We start from the raw sequence: 24788 nt of genomic DNA, 5'->3' as shown, positions 1-24788 counted from the left end.
CAAAAGAATTCCAATGATAAATAGAATAAAGATAATCAAGGTAAACATGGTTTTATTATAACACAAATTGAAGGCTAGGTCTTGACAAAAATTGGTCTATACAATATAATAAAAGAAAATGGTATATACCAAAAAATGATAGAGAAAAGGAGATCCACATGAAAGTTATTCGTGTCAAAGATCAGGTTGAAGGTGGTGTTGTAGCCTTTGAGTTACTCCAAGAAGAGTTGAAAGCAGGAGCTAAGGTTTTAGGGCTTGCAACAGGATCAACTCCGATTGAATTTTATAAGCAAGTAGTCGCAAGTGACCTTGACTTTTCAAATCTCGTGTCCGTCAATTTAGACGAATATGTGGGTCTTGGAGTTGAAAGCGATCAGTCGTATGTTTACTTTATGAAGGAACATTTATTTGATAAAAAACCATTTAAGGTATCTTACTTACCAAATGGCTTAGCAGAAGATTTGGATACGGAAGTGGCGCGCTATAATGCTTTACTCGCAGAAAATCCAGTTGATTTCCAAATTTTGGGAATCGGTCGTAATGGTCATATTGGCTTCAATGAGCCTGGTTCATCATTTGATGGCTTGACACGTGTAGTGGATTTGACACCGTCAACGATTGAGGCCAACAGCCGTTTCTTTGAAAAAGCAGAAGATGTACCAACACAAGCTATTTCGATGGGAATTGCCTCTATCATGTCTGCTAAGACAGTTGTGCTGATGGCTTATGGAGAAAGCAAGGCAGAAGCAGTTCATCAGATGGTGGAAGGACCGGTGACAGAAGCAGTTCCTGCAAGCGTCTTACAAAACCATGCAAACGTCTATGTGATTGTTGATGAGGAAGCAGCTTCACAGCTAAAATAAATGGAAAATAGAAATAAGGGGGCTGGGATAAACCAGGATGAGTGCAACATGCTCATCCTGGTTTGTCCCACTCCTTTTTTACTCTGTTTTTGATTTTTGACGAGTATGATATGGTACAATAAGATTATGCGGTTAGATAAGTGTTTAGAAAAGGCGGGCTTGGGTTCGCGTAAGCAGATTAAAACTTTGCTCAAAAGTAGGCAAGTGACGGTGGATGGCATGTTTGCGACGGCCGGTAATCAAATTGTGGACGCTGGTTTGCAGGTCATAGAGGTGGGTGGGAAAAAGGTGGAACTTGAGTCAGCTGTTTATTACTTGCTCCATAAACCCGCTGGAGTCGTCTCTGCCGTATCAGATGCCACACACAAGACGGTGATTGACCTCATTGCAGAAAAAGACAGACGAGCGGGACTCTATCCAATTGGGCGTCTGGACAGGGATACAGAAGGGCTGTTGCTCATTACCAATAATGGTCCCTTGGGCTTTCGGATGCTCCACCCCAAGTATCATGTGGACAAGGTCTATGAGGTGGAGGTGAATGGCTTTTTAGCTCCTGATGCGGTAGCCTTTTTCAACAATGGGGTAGAATTTTTAGATGGAACGGTTTGTCAACCTGCGATTCTAGAGATTTTGTCAGCAGACGTTTCCTTTAGCCGTGCAAGAATTCAGATTTCAGAAGGAAAATTTCATCAGGTTAAAAAGATGTTTTTAGCCTATGGAGTCAAGGTAACCTACCTCAAACGAATAGCTTTTGGGCCGTTTGTCTTAGAAGATGACCTTGAAGCGGGTTCTTATCGGGAATTAACCAGCAAGGAAAAAGAAGCCTTGAAAGAATTTCTGGATTAGTAAAATAGTGTAGTGGATTGAGAACTGAACTCGGGCTAAGCACTGTGTGAAAAAGAGACGCAGGTGTTCCAACTTCAGTTGGTTACAGCTGAGGCTCCCTTTAGGGATAAGTCTTCCTAGAGTCTGCTGGCTCTTCGTCAGACTTCCTATTTTGCCGTAGCTGTTACGAACTTGCTCGTCTTACAGATACGGATGCCCTAGGGGTACACTTTGTGCTTTATACGCCCTCATATCTTATGAAGGAATAGGGCAAGGCAAGGAGTTGCAAATAGGACTAGCGTTAATTGAGGATTACTCCATAATCCCTATTTCCAACCGTCAACAGTCTACTGGACTATTGAAGCAAAGCGACTTATACTCGTCAAAAATCAAAGTCTGACGTCGTTAACTCACCTTGCTGAACTTCAGTTCTAGCTACGATTTCGTTGCCTAGTCAGATTTTGATTTTTATAGAGTATAACGATGTCCTAATTTTTATTCAATTTACTATACAAAGCCCCCATTAGGTGAGAAATCCTAGTGGGGGCTTACTTTGTATTGTATTCTTGATAAGAAGTAGCATTTAGGATAAATACCGTTTGGCAATGGTTAAGTCACCATCGTAGGGGGCTTTGGCCTCATTGATAATCTGGTAGCAATCCGCACCTTTTCCTGCGATGATAACAGCATCTGCTACGCTTCTAGTCATGGACATGGCAGTGTGAATAGCTTTTTCACGCTCAATAATAATTTGGCTTGGTCGCTCCATATAGGATTGAATTTCCTGTGCAATAGCTGTAGGATCTTCGCGATTAGGATCGTCTGCTGTGAGAATGACCTGCAGATTAGGATAGTGATTAAGGAGAAGACCAAAGTCTTTGCGACGGCTTTCTCCTTTATTTCCAGGCGCACCGAGGACAAGAATCACTTGTCCTGTTTGATAGCTCAGGACAACATCAAGCAGTTTACGAACACTATCGCCATTGTGGGCATAGTCGACAAAAACCTTGGCTCCGTTTGTTTGTGTGAGCACTTCCATTCGTCCTGGAACGCTGGTTGCAGCAATTCCTGTGTGAACATCCGCTAGGCTTGCTCCTAAACGCAGGCAGGCAAGACCAGCTGCGATGGCATTTTCTTGGTTAAACTGACCAATCAGCTGAATGTCGTAGTGCCCAGCGAGAATACCGCTCGCTTCAAATGAAAAGGCATGAGAGTTCAAGATGCGATTATCAGAATGTGGACCATAGATGTCATGTGGCATATCCAGAACTTGGTCTTTCACTACTTGAAAATGATCCATACCGCTATTTAAAATGACAGCCCTGCTATGCTTCATTAACAGCCGCTTATGGTAAAAGTAATCTTCAAAACTAGGATGTTCAATAGGACCAATATGATCCGGGCTGATGTTGAGAAAGACACCGACATCAAATGTTAGACCGTAGACCCGCTTGACCAAATAGGCTTGGCTAGAAACTTCCATAATTAAATGAGTACGGCCATTTGCAACAGCTTCTGCCATCATGGCAAATAAATCAATGCTCTCAGGCGTAGTCAGAGTCGACTTAAAAAAGGTTTGTCCATCTAAAGTCGTATTCATCGTGGACAACATAGCAGGCTTATGGCTTTGGGTGAGGATGGAATAGGCAAAGTAGGCAGCAGTCGTCTTCCCTTTTGTACCAGTAAAGGCGAGGAGTTTTAACTTGTCCTGCGGATTACCGTAAAATTCCATGGCAATCAAACTCATAGCTTGTTTGATGTCCGTTACTACAATGGCTGGAATGCCGACTTCATAGTCCGTTTCAGCAATGTAAAAGCGGAGGCCCTGTGTGATGGCAGTTTCCAAAAATTCTCGCTTAAATTGAGCTCCCTTGACAAAAAAGAGAGTCTTTTCATCCACTTTGCGGCTATCATAACTGATTTGATGAAAGACTTCCTCATCAGGCCAGTTATAGAAATAATGCCCTTGGTGTAGGATTTGGCGGAAATTCTGATCGTTTTTTAAAATACGTAATACGGTTTCTAGTTTTATCATAGTTCTATTGTAAACTGATTAGGAAAGATTGACAAGCAAAAGAGAGGATATAAGAAGAAACTATAGCTATAGGGTGGAAAAGACTATAGCATTTTTTCAGCTTTTGGTGAAAATTTTCCGAATAAATGCTAAAATAACTAGTATATTCATAAAGGGAGGGAAGACATGGCAGATTATAAAGTAGACACGCTATTGGCGCATGTTGGAATCAATGCAGATGAAAAGACAGGTGCCTTGGTATCACCGATTCATTTATCAACGACTTATCAACATCCTGAATTTGGTCAATCGACTGGCTTTGACTATACACGGACGAAAAATCCAACACGGGCCAATTTGGAGAAGACACTGGCGGCTATTGAACAGGCGGATTATGCCTTGGTGACAAGTTCTGGTATGGCTGCCTTAGTCTTGCTGTTTAGTGGTTTTCCAGTTGGGAGTCGGATTGTAGCTGCTAGAGATTTGTACGGGGGTAGTTTCCGTTGGTTCAATGAGCAGGAAGCAAACGGGCGCTTTAGCTTTACCTATGCAACGAACGAGGAGGAATTACTAAATCAGATTACAGATGAAACGGACTATGTGTTTATTGAAACACCGACCAATCCCTTAATGGTAGAATTTGACATTACCAGAGTAGCGGAAGTAGCGCATGCCCACGGGGCAAAATTCATCGTAGACAATACCTTTTATAGTCCTATTTATCAAAATCCAATCCCCCTAGGAGCGGATGTGGTGCTTCATTCAGCTACCAAGTATCTGTCTGGTCACAATGATGTCCTAGCGGGTGTGCTAGTAACCAATGACCAATCCTTATATGACAAGCTCTTTTATGACCAAAATACAACGGGTCCAACTCTGTCTCCTTTTGATGCTTATTTGCTCATGAGAGGTCTTAAAACACTTTCCTTGCGAATGGAGCGCTCTACCAAAAATGCTCAGAAAATAGTAGATTATTTACGGCAATCACCAGCCGTTCGCGAGGTTTACTATACAGGAAAAGGTGGCATGGTGTCTGTTAAGGTCTTAGATGAGCAGAAAATTCCTATTATTTTAAATCAACTAAAAGTCTTTACTTTTGCAGAAAGTCTAGGTGGTGTAGAAAGTTTAATTACCTATCCAGCAACCCAAACTCATGCAGACATTCCTGCAGAAGTTCGTCATTCCTACGGCTTGACAGATGATCTGCTCCGTTTGTCCATTGGTATTGAAGATGCAGAAGATTTAATTGATGATTTGAAACAGGCATTGGAGGACGACTAATGGGAAGATTTGATTTTACAACACGGCCGAACCGCTTAGCCCAGCATTCGGTAAAATGGAAAAGCAGCGAGCAAGATCCAGATCTTCTTCAGATGTGGGTAGCCGATATGGATTTTCTTCCTTTTCCAGAGATTCAAGAAGCAGTTACGCAATACGCCACCAACTATATCTTTGGTTATACTTATGCTAGCGATACCCTCTATCAGAGCATTATGGACTGGGAGAAGATGGAGCATGGTTATGAGGTCGAGCGAGATGATATTGTTTTAATTGATGGCGTAGTTCCCGCGATTTCAGTTGCACTTCAGGCGTTTACAAAGGAAGGCGATGCTGTTCTCATCAATACGCCTGTCTATCCTCCTTTTGCTCGTACAGTCAAGCTCAATCAACGTCAGCTGGTAACTCATCCTCTAATTAAGAAAAATGGCCGGTTTGAATTGGATATTGACCAATTAGAAAAAGACTTTATCGAGCATCAGGTAAAATTGTATATTTTTTGTAGTCCGCACAATCCTGGTGGGCGTGTGTGGACCAAGGAGGAATTGGCACAAATTGGTTACTTGTGTCAAAAACATGGCGTTTTGCTGATTTCAGATGAAATTCATCAAGATTTAGTTCTGTTTGGACACCGTCATACCCCTTTCCATACTGTTGATGAAACCTTTAAAGACTTTAGCATCATTTTATCATCGGCGACCAAAACGTTTAATATTGCTGGAACAAAAAACAGCTTTGCCTTGATTCCAAATGCGGGCTTGCGAAAGCAATTTACCAAGCAGCAGTTGCGCAATAATCAACATGAAATCCCAGCGATAGGTCTTTTAACAACAGAAGCAGCTTTTCGCTATGGCAAGCCCTGGTTGATAGAATTGAGGTCTGTCTTGGAGCGAAATATTCGCTTTGTCGCTGATTATTTATCAAGTCATACTAAGATTGAGGTGATGAAGCCAGAAGGTACTTATCTCTTATGGCTCGATTTCTCAGCCTATACTCTCAGTCATGAAGAAATTCAGGACAAGTTGAGAAAGGAAGCGCGTGTGGTCTTAAATGACGGCATCACCTTTGGTAAAGAAGGCCTATACCATGCTCGCTTTAACGCAGCGGCACCATTTGAAACGGTTCAAGAAGCCTGCGAGCGAATTGCTACAGCCTTTGGGCATAAGACAGCGAAATAGGAGATAGGGATATGCAGTGGAAAAAGAAAGAATGGAGTACGATGTTGGGATTGGGAGTCCTCATAGTCTCCTTTCTCAATACAGCTTTGAATTGGCAGTTATTTGGTTTACCAAGCCCGACTTTTGCGGCTCTTGCAACCTTAGTTGGAAGTTTGATTTTATGGTTGTTTGTGGCAACAGATTGGCCGAGTTTACTAACATTAGTTAGTCTCGGACTGATTCCAGAAATCACTTATGGACAGGTTTCACAGTGGTCTTTTGGGAATACAACATTTGTATTTTTACTGTTTACCTTTGTGATGACCTATGCCCTGAATCAGACTTCGTTTTTAAAACGAGTCACGTCAAAAGTAGTGCACAGTCGATTCGCAATGAGCCGTCCATCACGCTTCATCACTGCTTTTTTAGGAGTTGTTCTTATCTTGAGTAGCGTGATTTCACCGACAGTTATCTTTATGTTCCTGCTACCTCTTTTTGAGGAAATTTGCCTGCAATTTGGCTGGAAAAAAGGAGACAAGTCAGCTTCCCATCTCTTGATTGCCATGTTTGTTACTATTGCGATTGGGACAGCGATGACGCCAATTAACCATGTCTTTGCTATAACAGCTATGGGGCTGTATGCTGCCATGTCTAAGGTAGTCATTAGCAATTTACAATATATGCAATTTGCTGTGCCAGCAGGTCTAGCTATCTTTCTCATCTTGCTCTTATCTATTCGCTTCTTGTTCAAAATCGATACCAAGGAGATTCAATTGAAGGAGCTGAATAGCTTGAGAGATTTGGCTCCAATTGATAAACAAGAAAGCTGGATTGTTGGACTCTTTTTAGGCATGGTCGTTATGTGGCTAGTTCCTGAAATTTTAGTAGGTGCTTTTCCTGCATTTGCTAGTTTCTTTAAACAAGCTGGCATTATGTTCCCACCGCTACTGATGACAGCTGTGCTGGCCTTATTGCATGTAGAAGGTAAGCCGCTATTGAATATTTCAGAAGCCATTTCAAAAGGTGTGCACTGGCCAAGTATGCTCTTAGTCGGAGCAACTTTGGCTTTGGGGACGGTTTTATCAAACGAAAAAATAGGCGTGGTTGCTCTTTTGAATGAGCAATTATCACCATTTGTGGTAGGGCTTAGTTCAGTTTCAATGGTGGTGTTCTTTGTCGTTTGGGCAGGTATTCAGACCAACTTTACCTCTAATCTGGTGACAGTTTCTGTCGTGACAACCATGGCTCTGACGATTTTCCAATCGGCAGGAACTCAATTTTCAGCCAATATTGCAGTTATCTGCTGTGCGATTGGTTTTATGGCTTCACTTGCCTTTGTGACAGCTCCAGCCATGCCCTATGTAGCGATTTCGATTGGGTCAGGTTGGACGAATAGTCGCGATACGTTTCTATTTGGCTGTTGGATGCTCATCTGGTCTATCTTGTCAGCCATCGCTATTTTCTATCCACTTGGGGTAGTCATTTTACAGAAATAGGAGAATGTTAACATGTTATCAAAACAAAGAGAAAAAATTGATCAGATTGACAAAGAATTGGTGCGTTTGTTTGAAGAGCGAATGCAGACAGCTTTAGAAGTTGTAGCCATTAAGAAAGGACACGGTCTTCCTGTTTTGGATAGTGGACGTGAAGCACAAGTCATTGAAAAAGTTTGTAGCTATCTCAATGACGAGACATTGCGTCAGCCGTTGACAGAATTATATACGGAGATGATGCGGTTATCTCGTGCCTATCAACAAAAACAATTGGATGATGAATAAAGAAGAAAGGGCTTTTAAAAAGTCCTTTTTGCTTTCTGTAGAAATGTTGGCCAAGAACTAGCGTAGTCAAACAATAATAAGTGTTAATTGTGCTAATCTATGGTATGATAATAAGTATAGCTCGACTCATTAGAGTCTTTTATGAAATATGCTGGAAGAGGAGAAGCAATGAAAGAATTATATCGACAGATTAGTCGTTTTTCGATACGAAAATTCTCAATTGGAGCAGCTTCTGTTTTATTGGGAATGAGTCTGGTTGGTGCCTTGTCACCAACGCTTGTACGAGCTGAAGAGCAAGGAGAAACAGCACATCTTACCTATCACTATGTTAGTGAAGAAGAATTGACAGAAGATGAGAAAAAGCTGATCACTAGTTCCTTGCCATCGGATGTTGTCTCTGGAGATACAACCTATTACATGGTTTACCGCCCTGTATCAAATGATCAGCAAGCCTTGCCAGCTACGGGAATGAGAGAACGTTCAATCCTCACAATTATTGCTGGAGCTGCCTTGTTGGTGTGTGCGGTGAGTTTTCATAAGAAAAAGAAAGCTTGGCTTGCGACCGCTTTTGTCGTAACCAGTCTTGGCCAGGTTCTACCTGTGGCAGAAGTATCAGCTATTACACATACTCTCTTTGCTAATTATACGCAAGAATTTGCAGTGGCAAATGGAACGATTTTACCAGAAACGGTACGTGATATTGAAGGATATCGCTTCGTTGGTTATATTGTCGAACATGCGCCTAAAATGGATACAGGAAAGGGAACAGAGTCACCAGTATCTTCTGTCCAAAATATGGGAACAGAGACGTTAAAGGAATTGGTAGATCCAGCTATACCGCAAGAGGCACCTTCCTCATCAGAATTGCCAAACAAAGAGGTGCCAGTTGAACCAAGTTCTCCAGTAGAGGAACTGCCATCTAACCCATCGCCAGTCGTTCCCACTAATCCGGTCTCACCAGCTGTTCCGACCAAACCTGTTATTCCAACACCAGAAAAGAACTATGAAGTCCCGCGTGAAAATATTCCGATGGTCGATAAACCGGTCTTACCAGTAGACGAAGTTCCACGCCATGAAGTTCCGCGTGAAGATATTCCGACAGTTGATAAACCTGATTTACCAGTAGACGAAGTTCCGCACTATGAAGTCCCGCGTGAAAATGTTCCAACAGTTGATAAACCTGATTTACGATTAGAGGAAGTCCCAGTTGAATCCAGTCCAGAAGAGCAACCAACTCCTGATGTTGGCTCTTCGTCAGAACTTCCAGTTACTCCTGCGGAACCAGAGGTTGAAGCTCCGTTCACATCCGAACCAGTCGTTCCAGTTGTTCCTGCGGAACCAGAGGTTGAAGCTCCGTCCACATCCGAACCAGTTGTTCCAGTTATTCCTGCGGAACCAGAGGTTGAAGCTCCGTCCACATCCGAACCAGTTGTTCCAGTTGTTCCTGCGGAACCAGAGGTTGAAGCTCCGTCCACATCCGAACCAGTTGTTCCAGTTGTTCCTGCGGAACCAGAGGTTGAAGCTCCGTCCACATCTGAACCAGTTGTTCCAGTTACTCCTGCGGAGCCAGAGGCTGAAGTTCCGTCTACATCTGAACCAGTCGTTCCAGTTACTCCAGAACCAGAAAAACATGTTGATGTCTTGGGAGAAGAGGTGTTGACTGTAACGAAACCACTTGCTCCACTTGAGCTGATGGTAGCGGCTGATAAATTAGATCAAGGTTCACAAAAAGAAGTTGATACGACCAACAAAACACCAGAAAGTGTGGCAGCCTATCAAGCAGCGAAAGAAAAAGCCCTTGCGATTCTAGCAGAGGCGAATGCTACAATTGTAGACCAAACTGCAAGTCCAGAAGCTATTACTGAAGCTAAGCAGAAGGTAGAAGAGGCTCTGAAAAATTTAGAAGCAGCAGAAGCTGCTCTGCAAAACAAAGCTTTCACCAAGCCGACCTTGGAGTTGCAAAGCCTAGAAAAGCAAGACAAGGACAAATCAGTTCGAGTAACCTATCAATTGACTGATCCTGACAATACCTTTATTTCTGCTACTGCTCAGATTTATTCAGGAGATACCTTGGTTAAAGAAGTCATCTTGACCAAGGAAAAATTGGCTGGAACAGTGATTCCAGGATTGGATTATGATGTAGACTACCAGCTCAAAACGATTTTTGAGTATCATACAGGAGCTGAGCAAGCGCGTGAAATGCTAGAACGTGTGGAACCGTTTGTCTTGGAGCGCAAGCAGATTGAACTGAAAAATCTACGTGATCTTGCGCTTTACACATACAAAAATGGAGTGAAGACAAAGGTTATCAGTTTATCAGAAGTTGGTGCTGTCGGTGATTATTTTGCAAGTTTTGTTTCTGAAACGGGCAAGGAAGTTCAACTGCCTATCAAGGCAATCGTGGCTGACGGCAATGGCTTTAAAGTAGTTGCTACTCATCCTGAACTCGTTCAGCGAAACACAGCGGGCGACTATGATGATGACTACAGCTTTAGGATTGGCCGGATTGCTCCAGCACAAAATGGTGTCTATACTTCTTTCAAAGATTTGATCAATTCGATCAATGCAAATCCAAGTGGAACATTCACTTTGGGAGCTGACTTGAGTGCAGGAGAGATGGACAAGCCAGAGGCGAGCTATGTAACCGCTCTGTTTACAGGAACCCTAAATGGTCTGCATGATGGAAAAAATTACACAATTTATGGTTTGCAAGCCCCGCTCTTTGAAAGTACAAATGGAGCAACTTTGTCCAATCTCAATCTAGCTGATGTGGCTATTCAGTCGACAAGACCCAATGTCGCTTCACTTGTGAATCAAGCGACAGGAACCAAGATTGAGAATGTAGCGATTGAAGGCAGTATTACAGCTCCAAATAATATTGCTGGTTTAGTGTATTCTGCTCAATCAAATACAAGTATTCGTAATGTTGATGTCAATATGAAAATTGCTACCACAGCAAGCGATACAGAAATGAAATCGGGTGGTGTCGTAGGGCAAATTGGCAATAGTACTCTCGAAAAAGTACATGCACATGTGATGATTGATACTAAGGTCAAGGCAGGACAAGAATTTGGTGGAGTTCTCGGAACTGCTACAGGAAAGGTCACAGTATCCGATGTTTATGTGGAAGGTCTATTAGCAAATAAAGGTGGAGGCCGAGTCGGTGCTGTCAGTGGAAATGCAGGACGATCAGTCTTTAATCGCATCGTATCTGCTCTTCCTGTCACAAACGGTTCAACCTTAAATGGTACGGGGGACGGTTTCAATGCAACAGAAGTTTATGGCGTTGCAGGAAAAGCCACGGCTAATGTGAAGTCCAATAAGATTTCCGAAGTGACGGCAGAAGTTGCTGCTGAAACAATCAAAGCCATGGGGCTAACCGCTACCTTAGCAGACAAAGAATCATCTGTTGGTCAAACATCGAAAACCATTGATTACAGTAGCTTGCCAAACTATGAGGCAGCGCGTGAGATGGCTTATCGCAATACGGAAAAACTCTTGCCGTTCTACAATCGTGAATATATTGTCAAGCAAGGGAATAAGATTGACTCTTCAAGTAAGTTATACACCACCAAGCTCGTCTCAGTTGTTCCGATGAAAGACAAGCAAGTTGTGGCTGATTTCTACAAGGACAAGTCTGCTATCAATCGTCTGCTCTTAAACTACGGAGACGGTACAGTAGAATACGTAGCCGTCACTCCAGGATCAACCTTCGCTTCTGATACTATTCAAGAGTATAAACTGACGGGAACAGACCTGCTCTACACGCCAGAACAATTTATGTCAGATCCGGCAGAAGTTATTGCAACAGCGATGAAGCGAGTAGAAGGATTGGAGTACTTTTCAGAAGATGTCTGGAAGGTCACCCAAGGTCATCCTGAGGCGGAAATAGATACTCCGAATCACTCACCAATTGAAACTTATCAGAAAGAAATTTTAGAAGTTCTTTATCTCAAGGATTCCTTTAAAGAAGTTCATAGCCGTGCCAAGGAAGTCTTTGAAGCAGCGCTTGCCCAAAGTGTCGCAGGAGACTTTACAACAACACCGCTCAAAGAGCAGATGAAGGACTACATGAAAAAGAATGCTGTTGCGATACTTGTGGGAGCAAGCTATCTCAACCGCCTCTATAAGATTCAATTTGGTGATATGAATGTTGGGGAACTCGCTACCTTCTATCAAAACTTCTTTGGTAAGCAAGTCAACAGTCTTGAATGGCTAGCAAATCTCGGTCGTATGGGCAATGATTCATTATTGATAAAAAACAACCCAGCTACCTATGAGAAATGGATTGCCCCAGTATCTGGCTATGCGAAACTCCGTGATTATTTGAGCGCCTACCGTACAAGATTTACCACTCTTAGCGAAAATGATTGGTTTAAGTCAGCAACCAAAGCTCATATAGCAGAAGAACAGTCTAAGGAACGACCTGACCAGCCTTATCAAATTTATGATCAACTAAATCGTATTGACCACCCTCGCATGATCTTACCACTTTTGAACTTGACCACTGAAGGCATCTACATCATGAGTAATATGACAACTTTGTCATTTGGGATGTATGACCGATACATGGATATGTCGCTCAAAGAAACGAATCCTGAGAAGTATGCAAGTGAATTAGAGCGTGTCAATAAAGTAGTCGATTACTATGCGAAGGTGCAACGAGATCATTTTGATTTCTGGTATCGAATGGCAAAACCTGCTGTTAAAGACCGGTTATTTAGTCGAAATGATATGCCGATTCCATCTTGGGATGGTTATTCTATACCGAGGTTCGGAGACAAGCCAGCTTATTGGATGCCGAGCTTTGGAGAAAAAGCCTCAAGCCGTATGACCGATTTCTTTGCGCCAATTGGAAAATACTATACTTCAAATGGTTTAGGGGCGTATGCGACAGGTAACTTAGTGCATTTTGTCATTGATACGATGCTAAATGTCTACGGGCAATCTGTGTTTACTCATGAAATGACCCATAATTTAGATGGGACGATTTATCTTGGAGGAAATGGCCGTCGAGAAGCATTTGGAGCAGAAATCTATGCTCAAGGTCTCTTGCAATCGACAACTTCAGCTACTAATGCTATTTTTGCACTCAACACTCACGTAGACTTTTCAACAGTTGGCGGAGGTCAATTCGTGAATAATCGTGTTCATAATTTGTCGGTGGATCGCTTCCAAACTCCAAACGACTTAAAAGAATACGTCCAAGGTCGTATGGATGTTCTCTATACCTTAGAAGCCTTAGAAGGCAACGCCTTGGTTAAATTACCAAAAGAAGAGCAAGCTCTGTTCTACAAGAAGTTGGAACGCTTAAATGAGCTAGGTGAGTCGAAACTTCGTCAAATAACTGCGGAAGAGATGAACCAGCTGTCCTTTACAAGTGTGAACGATCTGGTGGATAATGATATTCTTCTGGGTACGCATGTCCTTCATAGCAATAAAAACAAGATTGGCAAAAATGGTTACGAAACCGCACCTTTATTCGCAGCGAATTATAGTGGCTTGACCAATCCAAATGGCTCTTCAGACAGCTTGAGCATCAAACGCTTAGCTTATGAAGTGCTAGCTGAAACAGGATATGATGGATTGATAGCTTATTTATCCAACCAATATCGTGCCGAAGCGTTGGCAGCAGGAAAAGCTTTTAACGATGAGTATATTCTCAAGAAAATTACCAACGATGAGTTTTCAAACTTCCATGACTTTAAAAAAGCCATGTACAAACGTCGCTTAGATAAGGTCGCACAGTTGAAGCCTGTCACCTTTACTTATAATAAGCAGACCTATACAGCAACTCCAGAAACGCTGAAACGTTTGATAAACGAGGCTATTCAGGCAGACCTTGCGGCCTTTAAGGCGAAGAAAGCAACACCAAATCTCTTTGCACTGAAAGAAGCCATTTACCGTGCTTATTTACTTGAGACAGATGACTTTAGAAATTCGATTTATCAATAGATTGAAAAAGCATTATTTGCAGCTAGGCAAATAATGCTTTTTGCATGATTTTTGAAAAGTATTAATCTGAAGAAATATGTTGTTTTCGATAGTCACTGGGACTCATATGAAAGTGATGCTTGAAAACAGAACTAAAAGTCAGAGGATCCAAGTAACCAACAGAAAAAGCTACCTCTGTAATTGTCAACTCAGAATGGAGAAGGAGCTCACAGCAACGATTCATTTTCACTCGGATGATATAATCTTTGATGGAATACCCCGTCTCTTTTTTGAAAATTTTATACAGGTAGCTACGACTTAGGGATAATTTTCCCGCTATTTCAGTAACCTTTAGGGGCTTATCGTAGAGACTATGGATCATCTTTATTGCTTGTTGGACATAGTTTTGAGCTAAATTAGTTGCTTCGTAAAGTTGCTTATTTGGAAATTCATCAATTAGTTGTGCCAGTAAAGTTTGTAGTTGTCCTACTAATTGGAGTTCGGTGACGATATTTAGTTTATGAATGGGAATTTTTGTAATAGTTTGCATTGTTTTTAAAATGGGCGAGGAAAGAGTTGAATGGAGGAAATATTCTTCCAATAATTGGGTTTGTTGGAGGATTGCTTGAGCACGAGACCCACTGAAACCGACCCATATATAAGACCAAGGCTCCTTGCTATCTGCTTGATAAAAGGTTACTTCGTTTTGAGGGAGAACAAATAGATCCCCTGCTTGCAATTCAGTTGTATTTCCCTTAACTGTAAACCGTCCCTTGCCTGATAGAATAAAATGGAGGACATAATTATCACGGACAGATGGTCCAAAAGAATAGTTGATGTCGCATTGTTCAGCCCCATAGTGGTCTACATTTAAATCCACATTGTGGCCCTCAAGTTCATAGTATGTATTTAAGATATTCATTGCTTAACCTCTCAGGAAACATTATACCATGTCTTAGTAACAAAAATCCATTCTTAAAAACGCTTACAATTGTTATAATTGTTACTATAAGAAAGATAAAGGAGATAAAAAGTGATTAAATTTTTCGCCGAAAATCGACTATTTCACTTACAGACAAGGGAATTTTCCTACGTGATGCAAGTCCTTGAGAACGAACAATTGGTTCATCGCTATTTTGGAAAAAAAGTAAATCATTTTGGTACAGGTAACAAAATAACATATTTGGATCGTGCTTTTGCTCCAAGTCCAATTTCAGGAGATAGAACCTTCTCACTTGAAGCTCTCTCCTTGGAATATAGTGGTAATGGCCTTGGTGATTTTCGTATGGCTAGTGTGGAACTCCGAAATGAATTTGGAGTAGGGCTTGATTTGAAGTTTCAAACATATCGGATCTACAAAGGTAAGTTTGCTTTGGAAGGGCTTCCAAGTAGTTTTGGTAGTGAAGATGAGGTGGAGACACTAGAAATTGATCTCTACGATGCGTTGACAGATGTGACGGTCACCTTGCTTTATAGCGTGTTTGAAAGTGCGAATTTTCTTGCTCGATCAGTGAAAATCACAGCAGGGGAACATGCGACGACTATTGAAAAATGCTTGTCGTTTACGTTAGATATGCCGCGAAAAGATTTTGTTGTGCACAGTCTGATGGGACGCTATGCTTATGAGAAAGAGTGGACACAGACACCGTTAACAAGTGGACGTTATGAAATCAGTAGTGTTAGGGGCGCTTCAGGTCATGCACAAACCCCATTTCTTGCCTTGGCAGATGAAAGGATTACAGAAGATAGTGGTGAAATATATAGTGGGCATCTTGTCTATAGTGGGAATTTTAAGGCATTTGCTGAAACGAGTCCTCTTCATTATACTCGTTGGGGAATTGGCTTGAATGACCAGGCATTTAGCTGGCGATTGGAAGAGCATCAAAGTTTTCAAACTCCAGAAGCCTTGATCTCCTATACAGATCAAGGACTGGCTGCCATGACTCAAGATAGTCATAATTTTATCAAGTATCACCTAGTGAGAAGTCCTTTTGTTGATAAAGTTAGACCAATCCTAATTAATAACTGGGAAGCAACCTACTTTGATTTTACAGAAGAAAAAATTCTTGAATTAGCTAAAGTAGCTAGCCAAACGGGGATTGAGCTCTTTGTATTAGACGATGGGTGGTTTGGTCGTCGAAATGATGATGAATCTTCTCTAGGGGATTGGTTTGTTAATCGGCAAAAATTGCCAAATGGTCTAGGTGGCCTTGCTCAATCGATTAATGATTTAGGAATGGAATTTGGTCTATGGTTTGAACCAGAGATGATTTCAATTAATAGTGACTTGTATCGTAAACATCCTGATTGGGCAATTGGGATAACCGGTCGTGATCCGATTTATAGCCGTGAGCAGCTAGTTCTGGATTTATCACAGGAACAGGTCTGTGATTATATTATTGAGTCAGTTGGATCAATTTTAGAGTCAGCACCTATTACCTATGTTAAATGGGACATGAATCGAAATATTACTAGCATGCCAGAAAGATTGGCAAATAATGAACGATATGAATTTCATCATCGCTATATGTTAGGGCTGTATCGGATTTTAGAAGAGTTAACCACACGTTTTCCGCACATTTTATTTGAAAGTTGTTCAGGTGGAGGTGGTCGCAATGATTTGGGCATGATGTACTACATGCCACAAGCCTGGGCTAGTGACAATACCGATGCTATTGGTCGATTATCTATCCAAGAAGGAACGAGTTTGATTTATCCAGTAAACTCTATCGGAGCACATGTATCTGCTGTACCTAATCATCAAGTTGGTCGAGTAACACCATTGGAAACACGTGGCAACATTGCGATGATGGGGGGAGCATTTGGCTATGAATTGGATTTGACGAGTTTAGAAAAAGAAGAAATTGAGGAAATTACTGAGCAGGTAGCGACCTATAAATCTATTCGCCAAACGATTCAAAACGGACAATTTTATCGTCTAGCAAGAACGAGCAATACTCAGTCGACGATTTATGTCAATGAGGATCGAAGTCAGGCAGTCTTTACCTTTGTTAAAATTTTAGCACAGCCAGAAGCACCGCTTATACAAGTACGCTTGAAAGGACTAGACCCAGAAGTTCAATATAGCTGCTCGCAGTTGAATGAGACTTTCTATGGAGATGAACTCATGAACATTGGTTTGACGATGCCATCTGTTCAAAAAGATTATTTTAGTGTACAATATATTTTTAATAAAATTTAGGAGGATTTTATTGTATGAAAATGAAAACATTTCTCAAAAGTGCAACCCTTTGTACATTTGCCACCTTCTTAGCAGCTTGCGGTAGTGCAGGTGGTAGCGATCAAGTTGAGATTGAGTACTTCTCTCAAAAACCTGAAATGCAAAAAGTGTTGCAGGAGATTATCAATGATTTTGAAAAGGAAAATCCAGATATCAAAGTAAAATTCACCAACGTGCCAGACGCAGGAACTGTCTTGAAGACACGTATGGCTAACAACGAAGCACCAGATGTTATCAATATTTATCCTCAAAATGCTGATTTTAAAGAATATGCAGCAGATGGTCGTTTCCTAGAAGTAGACAAGGAAGCTGGTTTAGAGCACTTAAAAAGCGGAGCAGTGACTCCATATGAAGTAGATGGTAAAAACTATACTTTACCGCTCACGGCTAATGCCTATGGTATCTACTATAACAAAGATAAATTCAAAGAATTAGGCCTAGAAGTTCCAAAAACATATGCAGAGTTTGAAGCACTTGTGGCCAAAATTAAGTCTGATGGCAAGGCAGCACCTTTTGCCCTCTCTCTGAATGATGCTTGGTCGTTAAATGGTTATCATCAATTAGCTTGGGTGACAGTTGCTGGAGGATTTGATGGAGCAGAAGATTTATTGATTCGTACTCCAAAAGGTGGTGTAAAAGACGACGATAATGCCAAAGCCGTTACCAAACGGCTAGCCCTTTTAACAGATAACGGTCAAAAAGGATTTGCAGGAGCTCTTTATGCAGATGCTGTCGCTTCGTTTGCAGCTGGAGATGCACTCATGCTTCCACAAGGTACATGGGCAGCTACTGCTGTAAATCAACAGGACCCAGAATTTGAATATGGTATGTTTGCCTTTCCTGGTGAGAAAGAAGGCGGTGATTTCACTGTCGGAGCAGCGGACCTTGCTCTATCAGTCAGCGCAAGTTCAAAGCATCCAGAAGAATCGAAAAAATTTCTTGAATACCTTTCTCGGCCAGAAGTTCTTCAAAAATATTATGATGTAGATGGTTCACCTGTTTCTGTTGAAGGAGTGAAAACAGAAGGTAAATTCATGGAAACAGAGGGTGTTACAAAATATGCCTTTACAGATAAGCATGTTGTATGGCTTCAAAGCGAATGGCAATCAGAAGACGAATTTTGGAATATCACAGTTGAAACGGTGAAAAAACCAGATTCAGCAGAACTTGTCAAAGATCTCAATGCCTTCTTTGATCCAATGAAGAAATAATGAGTTGATAAATCTATCTAGCTGGTATTAGTAGGCAGTCAGACTGGTACCAGCTGGTAGTATTATCATTGTATAGATGTGACACGAGGACATCTTATGTCATCTATAGTACACATAGGACTGATTTTTGGTCTCTTAAAACTGGTTTGCTAAAAACCAGCTTAAAAAGGCGAAAGACTGGACCTTTCATCGCTTTTATTACTACTATTTTAAGGAGGAGCAAAAATGAATCAAAAAGGTTTTATCGCAAAATATTGGGCATATTTGTTTGTGGCAATTCCAATTACCTTACAGCTCATCTTTTTCTTTTATCCGTTGTTTACAGGTATTTTTTACAGTTTAACGAACTGGAATGGTATTTCTAGAAATTACCAAGTTATTGGGATTCAAAATTATATTGATATTTTAAACAATCCTGATTTTTATACGAGTTTGGCATTTACAGTCATTTTTACAATTGGCTTAATTGTTGGTGAAATTGCGATAGGAATTTGGCTTGCGACCTTGCTCAATCGGAAAATCAAAGCAGTTGGTTTTTTCAGAACCTGGTATTTTTTTCCAGCAGTTCTATCCACAGTGACGCTAGGCTTGATTTTTGTCCAATTATTTAACTATGGTTTTACTCAAGTTGGAGAACTATTGCAGATTGAGTGGCTACAAGAAAACCTATTGGTGAAAGAAAATACAGTTATTCCATCTGTTCTCTTTGTTGCTTTATGGCAGGGGCTTGCTATGCCGGTGATTATCTTTTTATCAGGTCTTCAAAGTATTCCTGAAGATGTCAAAGAGGCAGCAGCAATTGACGGAGCAAATCGTACTCAACAGTTCTTTCAAATCGAATTACCCTACTTGCTTCCGTCAATTAGTATAGTCTTTATCCTTGCAATGAAATCAGGGTTAACCGCTTTTGACTTAATTTTTGCTCTTACCAGTGGCGGGCCAGATGGGAAGACAGAATCGCTCGGTCTGCTAGTTTACAATTACGCTTTTGTGCATAATAAATTCTCAAATGCGAATGCCCTTGCAGTTATTCTGTTCCTCTTCATCATTGTCATTTCACTTGTACAGATGAAGATTTCTAAAAAGTTTGAAGTATAAGGTGGTCTCTTATGAAGAAAGCAAAACAAAAAAATTGGTGGGTATATCTGATTCTCTGTACTGGCATCCTTTTTATGTTTATTCCCCTTCTTGTGACAGTAATGAGTTCTTTCAAGCCAACCAAAGAAATTACCAGTAATTTCTTTGGCTTACCAAAACAGTTTACTTTAGCTAATTACGCCCGCCTTTTTGAAGACGGAGTTGTCCAATATTTTGGGAATTCAGCGATTATCACGATTGTTGCAGTAGCTTTGATGATTCTGGTTATTCCGATGGCAGCTTTTGCGGTTGCCCGTCACATGAATCGTAGAACTGCCTTTAACATGATTTATTTTTTCTTAATTATCGGGATTTTTGTTCCCTTTCAAGTGATTATGCTACCGATGACTAAGTTGATGTCTAGCATTGGATTAAACAATATCATTGGGCTTATCATTCTATATTTGACTTATGCTGTACCGCAAGCTCTCTTTCTGTACGTAGGCTATATCAAGACAATTGTACCAGAGGAAATGGACGAAGCGGCGGCGATTGATGGATGTGATAAATTTACGATGTACTGGAAAATTATTTTTCCCCTGATGAAGCCAATGCATGCCACTGTCCTCATCATTAATGCTCTTTGGGTATGGAATGATTTTCTTTTACCACTCTTAGTCTTGAACCGTGACCAAAGGATGTGGACATTACCTCTCTTCCAGTATAATTACAAGGGGATGTATTTCAGTGATTACGGACCATCCTTTGCGTCTTACGTTGTAGGTATTATCCCTATCTTGATTGTTTATCTGGTATTCCAAAAACACATTATCTCAGGAATGACCAGCGGATCGGTGAAATAGAGATGCAAACATCAAAAAGGAGGAATCTATGAAAATTAAAAACCAAGCTATGTTGATTACTTATTCAGATAGTTTAGGAAAAAATCTTAAGGAGCTGAAAAAAGTGTTGGAAGGTCCGCTTAAGGATACGGTCGGAGGGATCCATATTCTACCCTTCTTCCCATCATCAGGCGACCGCGGATTTGCCCCGATGGATTACACGAAAGTCGATTCAGCCTTCGGAGATTGGGATGATGTGGAAGCTCTTAGCAAAGAATATTATCTCATGTTTGACTTCATGATTAATCATATTTCAGCTCAATCACCGCACTTCCTGGATTTTTTAGAGAAAAAAGATAAGTCACCGTACGCTGACTTATTTATTCGTTACAAAAATTTTTGGCCAAATGGAGAACCAAGTCAAGAAGATATTGACTTGATTTACAAGCGCAAACCTCGTGCTCCTTATCGTATTGCTAAGTTTGCTGATGGTAGTGAGGAAAAAGTTTGGTGTACCTTTGATGAACAACAGATTGATCTTGATGTGACTACAGAAACGACGCGTCAGTTTATTGAGGAAAATCTGGAGAGTCTAGCCAAACATGGTGCTTCGATTATTCGCTTGGATGCCTTTGCCTATGCCAATAAGAAAATAGGGACGAACTGTTTCTTTGTAGAACCAGATATCTGGGAGATGCTTCATTTTCCACGTCGTCTCCTCGCACCACAAGGAATTGAGATTCTACCGGAAATTCACGAGCACTATACGATTCAGCAGAAGATTGCAGAGAAAGACTACTATGTTTATGACTTCGCTTTGCCGATGCTGGTTCTTCATGCTCTGTATTCTGGTCATGTTAATCGCTTGGTCCACTGGATGAAAATTTGTCCTCGTAAGCAATTTACGACATTGGATACTCATGATGGAATTGGAGTGGTGGATGTCAAGGACTTACTGACCGATGAAGAGATAGAAGAGACACGTGAAGCACTCTATGCACAAGGTGCAAATGTAAAAAAGGTTTACAGTACAGAAGCTTATAATAACTTGGATATTTATCAGATTAATTGTACTTATTATTCAGCTTTAGGAAATAATGACCAAGCCTATCTTTTAGCGCGTGTCTTGCAATGCTTTGCCCCAGGGATTCCACAAATTTATTACGTTGGGTTATTGGCCGGAGAAAATGATATTGAATTACTAGAATCTTCTAAAGAAGGGCGCAATATCAACCGCCATTATTATGACTTAGAAGAAATTGAGCGAGAAGTAGAACGTCCAGTCGTACAATCTCTCTTTAAACTTTTAAAATTCCGTAACACTAGCCCAGCCTTTGATGGAGAATTTTCTGTTCAGATGTTAGATGAGTATACACTACAGATTGTTTGGAATAATTTTGATGCAGGAATTTCTGCTCAGATGACAGCTAATCTACAAGCAAAAAACTTTGAAATTCTTGAAATAGTTGAGGGTAAAAACATTCAAATTTTACTATAACTGATAGAATGAAAGAGTGAGTGAAAATAGTTATATTCCTCGATCTTTTAAGTAGGAGGTCGTCATGACAGAAAAAGAAAAGATGTTAACGGTCTGCTTTATAATGCAGCTGATGACGAATTGATTATCTTCGTTTGCAGGCTTGTAAAATGTGCGAACGAGTAAATCAGTAGTTATATGTTTAAAGCGTTTGCAAATGACGAAAGAATCTTAGGTGGGACTGGTAAACGTAATGCTGTCGAAACGCCTTATGGTTCAAATGTCTCTGTTGGAGAGGATTTTTTTGCTAATTCTGGCTGGGTAGTCTTAGATACCTGCTTGGGGACAATCGGTAATAATACTATGCTAGGACCTATACAGCCATGCATTTGCTTGAGGCAGAGAATAGGAGTGTAGGCCTAGAATACGGAGAACCGATTACAATTGGAGATAATATATGGATTGGTGAAGGAGCAATGATCTTGGTAGGAGTTGTCTTAGGCGGCAATGCCGTAGTTGGACCAGGTTCCGTTGTCACGAAGTCTTTTGGAGATAATGTTATCGTAGCAAACCAGCGCACATCATAAAGGAGTTAAAGAAAGGAACAGTGGAATAATGAAAACAGATTGGTGGAAAAACGCGGTCATTTATCAAGTGTATCCTCGAAGTTTTCAAGACTCAAATGGAGATGGGATTGGTGATATAAAAGGGATTACGAGCCGATTACCTTATTTGGAAAAGTTGGGAATCGATGCAATATGGCTCAGTCCAGTTTATCAATCTCCGATGGATGATAACGGCTATGATATCAGTGATTATCAAGCGATTGCGCCGGAGTTTGGAACGATGGAGGATATGGAGGAATTAATTGCGGTCGGTGGTAAACATGGAATTAAAATTATCATGGATTTGGTGTTAAATCATACTTCTGATGAACATATCTGGTTTCAAGAAGCTCTAAAAGGACCAGATAATCCGTATCATGATTATTACATCTGGGCGGATGAACCAAACCAGCTGAAATCCAGCTTTTCAGGAAGTGCTTGGGAGTATGTTCCTCACTTAGGTAAGTATTATCTTCACCAATTTTCAGTCAAACAGCCAGATCTCAATTGGCAAAATCCAGCTGTCAAACAAGAAATCTGGGATATGATTAATTTTTGGTTAGATAAGGGCGTGGGCGGTTTCCGCTTGGATGTCATTGATCTGATTGGTAAAGAACCAGAAAAATTGATCACAGCTGAAGGTCCAACTCTACATCCTTTGATCCAGGAGTTAAATGACAAAACATTTGGCAAGCATGACATTGTCACGGTAGGAGAGACTTGGAGTGCAACGCCGGAGCGTGCGATGCTTTATTCCCATCCAGAGCGACAGGAGTTTTCTATGATTTTCCAATTCGAGCATGTCTGTCTTGACCAGCAAGAAGGAAAGGAAAAATGGGATTTGGCACCGCTAGAACCTGCTAAGCTCCATCAAGTCATGTCTAAATGGCAAACAGAATTGATTGGGAAAGGTTGGAATTCGCTTTTTTGGAATAACCATGATTTACCAAGAGCGATTTCACGATTTGGAAATGATCTGCCAGAATTCCGTGAAATCAGTGGGAAAATGCTTGCTATCTATCTTCATTTTATGTCTGGTACGCCTTACATCTATCAAGGTGAAGAAATTGGAATGGTCAACACTCCAATTGCATCAATTGACGAAGTAGATGATATTGAGACAAGAAGGATGTATGCTGAACGGATAGAGCAAGGCTACACTCATGAAGATATTATTCGCTCCATAAATGCCAAAGGGCGTGACAATGCTCGAAGACCAATGCAATGGACGAATCAGGCAGAAGCTGGATTTACTACTGGTCAGCCTTGGCTTTCTCTGAATCAAAATTATCCAGAAATCAATGTCGAATCAGCCCTCGTTCAGGTGGATTCAATTTTTTATACCTATCAGCATCTCATTCAGGCGAGAAAAAACTATCCTTGTTTGGCACAGGGACAATATGAGGCACTTGATACGAGGAATGATGCTGTTCTTGCCTATCGTAAATATGATGAACAAAATGAATTTATTGTCTTGGTGAACTTTAGCGAGCAATTTCAACATTATCGCCTGAACGATGGGGAGCGAGGTACGATTTTCATTGGAAACTATAAAGAGGAATCTGACGGCATCCACCAAGTTCTTCGACCTTATGAAGCCTTGGTTTTCAAGAAAAAGTAATGTCCGACATCTTATTTCTAACGAAAAGTTTGCCATTTTGGCAAGCTTTTTTTCATATTTTTTGGTAAAATAGAAAAAACAAATAGAAGAGGTTACATCATGGAGAAATTCCAAGTTATTGCACATCCACTTATTCAGCATAAATTGTCTATCTTACGTCGTACAGATACGTCAACAAAGGCTTTCCGTGAGTTAGTTGATGAAATTGCTATGTTGATGGGATATGAAGTGCTACGTGATTTGCCATTAGAAGATGTTGAAATTGAAACACCGATTACCAAAACAGTTCAAAAACAAATCGCAGGGAAAAAATTAGCGATTGTTCCAATCTTACGTGCCGGAATTGGGATGGTAGATGGTCTACTTAGTCTGGTACCCGCGGCCAAAGTTGGTCATATCGGAATGTACCGCGATGAAGAAACCCTGCAACCAGTTGAATATTTGGTCAAATTACCAGAGGACATCGACCAACGTCAAATTTTTGTAGTAGACCCAATGCTTGCAACTGGAGGCTCTGCTATTTTGGCAATTGATTCACTTAAAAACCGCGGAGCAACTAATATCAAATTTGTCTGCCTTGTTGCAGCACCAGAAGGTGTCAAAGCTCTTCAAGAAGCTCATCCAGATGTGGATATTTTCACCGCAGCCCTAGATGAAAAATTAAATGAAAAAGGCTATATCGTTCCAGGATTGGGAGATGCAGGAGACCGATTGTTCGGTACAAAATAAGAAACATAAGAGTGAAGCTCAATTGTGATTCGCAAAAATCACTTGTGCTCACTCTTTTTACATTGGGAGTTTATTCATTTGCATATAAAGATAGGTTTAGAATAAAGCTGGTCTGAGTTCCATTTGCGAAAAGTAG

The 24788-nt window shown here is 40.9% G+C and carries 17 protein-coding genes; 15 read left to right on the top strand and 2 right to left on the bottom strand.

The window, feature by feature from the left end; genetic code table 11:
• Positions 1 to 158: 158 nt before the first annotated feature.
• The gene (locus A4H00_RS00375; RefSeq protein WP_067085936.1) at positions 159 to 863 is read left to right on the top strand and encodes a glucosamine-6-phosphate deaminase; all 705 of its coding nucleotides are present in this window, start codon (positions 159 to 161) and stop codon (positions 861 to 863) included.
• Positions 864 to 989: 126 nt separating this feature from the next.
• Positions 990 to 1709, top strand: a complete 720-nt coding sequence (locus A4H00_RS00370; protein ID WP_067085933.1) for a 16S rRNA pseudouridine(516) synthase — start codon at positions 990 to 992, stop codon at positions 1707 to 1709.
• 562 nt (positions 1710 to 2271) lie between these two features.
• Here the strand turns inward: A4H00_RS00370 and A4H00_RS00365 are convergent.
• On the bottom strand, positions 2272 to 3723 hold the full coding sequence (locus tag A4H00_RS00365; RefSeq protein ID WP_067085929.1) for a UDP-N-acetylmuramoyl-L-alanyl-D-glutamate--L-lysine ligase: 1452 nt from the start codon (positions 3721 to 3723) through the stop codon (positions 2272 to 2274).
• Positions 3724 to 3888: 165 nt separating this feature from the next.
• Here A4H00_RS00365 and A4H00_RS00360 point away from each other — a divergent pair, with 165 nt between their 5' ends.
• From A4H00_RS00360 to A4H00_RS00340, 5 genes are all read left to right on the top strand, one after another.
• Complete coding sequence (locus A4H00_RS00360) at positions 3889 to 4983, top strand: cystathionine gamma-synthase (protein ID WP_067085926.1); 1095 nt, start codon at positions 3889 to 3891, stop codon at positions 4981 to 4983.
• Positions 4983 to 6158 carry a MalY/PatB family protein gene (locus A4H00_RS00355; protein WP_067085924.1) on the top strand — a complete coding sequence of 392 codons (1176 nt, stop codon included), beginning with the start codon at positions 4983 to 4985 and terminating at the stop codon, positions 6156 to 6158. The genes A4H00_RS00360 and A4H00_RS00355 overlap by 1 nt, the downstream gene beginning before the upstream one ends.
• Before the next feature lie 11 nt (positions 6159 to 6169).
• Complete coding sequence (locus A4H00_RS00350) at positions 6170 to 7633, top strand: SLC13 family permease (RefSeq protein WP_067085922.1); 1464 nt, start codon at positions 6170 to 6172, stop codon at positions 7631 to 7633.
• Positions 7634 to 7645: 12 nt separating this feature from the next.
• Entirely contained in the window at positions 7646 to 7915 is a 270-nt protein-coding gene (locus tag A4H00_RS00345; RefSeq protein WP_067085919.1) for a chorismate mutase, read from the top strand.
• Positions 7916 to 8083: 168 nt separating this feature from the next.
• Positions 8084 to 13870, top strand: a complete 5787-nt coding sequence (locus A4H00_RS00340; protein ID WP_067085916.1) for a ZmpA/ZmpB/ZmpC family metallo-endopeptidase — start codon at positions 8084 to 8086, stop codon at positions 13868 to 13870.
• Positions 13871 to 13931: 61 nt separating this feature from the next.
• Here A4H00_RS00340 and A4H00_RS00335 read toward each other — a convergent pair whose 3' ends face one another.
• Complete coding sequence (locus A4H00_RS00335; protein WP_067085911.1) at positions 13932 to 14771, bottom strand: AraC family transcriptional regulator; 840 nt, start codon at positions 14769 to 14771, stop codon at positions 13932 to 13934.
• A 111-nt stretch (positions 14772 to 14882) separates the two neighbouring features.
• On the opposite strand from A4H00_RS00335, the gene A4H00_RS00330 reads away from it, so the two are divergent.
• The 8 genes from A4H00_RS00330 (at position 14883) to upp (ending at position 24652) form a co-directional block, all read left to right on the top strand.
• Positions 14883 to 17051, top strand: a complete 2169-nt coding sequence (locus A4H00_RS00330; protein ID WP_067085908.1) for an alpha-galactosidase — start codon at positions 14883 to 14885, stop codon at positions 17049 to 17051.
• A 14-nt stretch (positions 17052 to 17065) separates the two neighbouring features.
• A complete protein-coding gene (locus tag A4H00_RS00325) occupies positions 17066 to 18301 on the top strand; it encodes an extracellular solute-binding protein (protein ID WP_067085905.1) in 1236 nt (411 codons plus the stop codon).
• Between the two features lie 225 nt (positions 18302 to 18526).
• Positions 18527 to 19399, top strand: a complete 873-nt coding sequence (locus A4H00_RS00320) for a carbohydrate ABC transporter permease (RefSeq protein WP_067085902.1) — start codon at positions 18527 to 18529, stop codon at positions 19397 to 19399.
• 11 nt (positions 19400 to 19410) lie between these two features.
• The gene (locus A4H00_RS00315; protein WP_067085899.1) at positions 19411 to 20241 is read left to right on the top strand and encodes a carbohydrate ABC transporter permease; all 831 of its coding nucleotides are present in this window, start codon (positions 19411 to 19413) and stop codon (positions 20239 to 20241) included.
• Between the two features lie 28 nt (positions 20242 to 20269).
• Positions 20270 to 21718 (top strand): sucrose phosphorylase, encoded by a 1449-nt coding sequence (gtfA, locus tag A4H00_RS00310; protein WP_067085896.1) that lies wholly within the window; start codon positions 20270 to 20272, stop codon positions 21716 to 21718.
• Positions 21719 to 22080: 362 nt separating this feature from the next.
• Entirely contained in the window at positions 22081 to 22284 is a 204-nt protein-coding gene (locus A4H00_RS12395; RefSeq protein WP_418080449.1) for a DapH/DapD/GlmU-related protein, read from the top strand.
• A 28-nt stretch (positions 22285 to 22312) separates the two neighbouring features.
• Positions 22313 to 23923, top strand: a complete 1611-nt coding sequence (locus A4H00_RS00300; RefSeq protein ID WP_067085893.1) for a glycoside hydrolase family 13 protein — start codon at positions 22313 to 22315, stop codon at positions 23921 to 23923.
• 99 nt (positions 23924 to 24022) lie between these two features.
• Positions 24023 to 24652 (top strand): uracil phosphoribosyltransferase, encoded by a 630-nt coding sequence (upp, locus tag A4H00_RS00295; RefSeq protein ID WP_067085890.1) that lies wholly within the window; start codon positions 24023 to 24025, stop codon positions 24650 to 24652.
• Positions 24653 to 24788: the final 136 nt, after the last annotated feature.

It is taken from the genome of Streptococcus marmotae, assembly GCF_001623565.1.
GTDB classification, from domain to species: Bacteria; Bacillota; Bacilli; order Lactobacillales; family Streptococcaceae; genus Streptococcus; species Streptococcus marmotae.
This window is presented reverse-complemented; position numbering and strand designations above follow the sequence as displayed.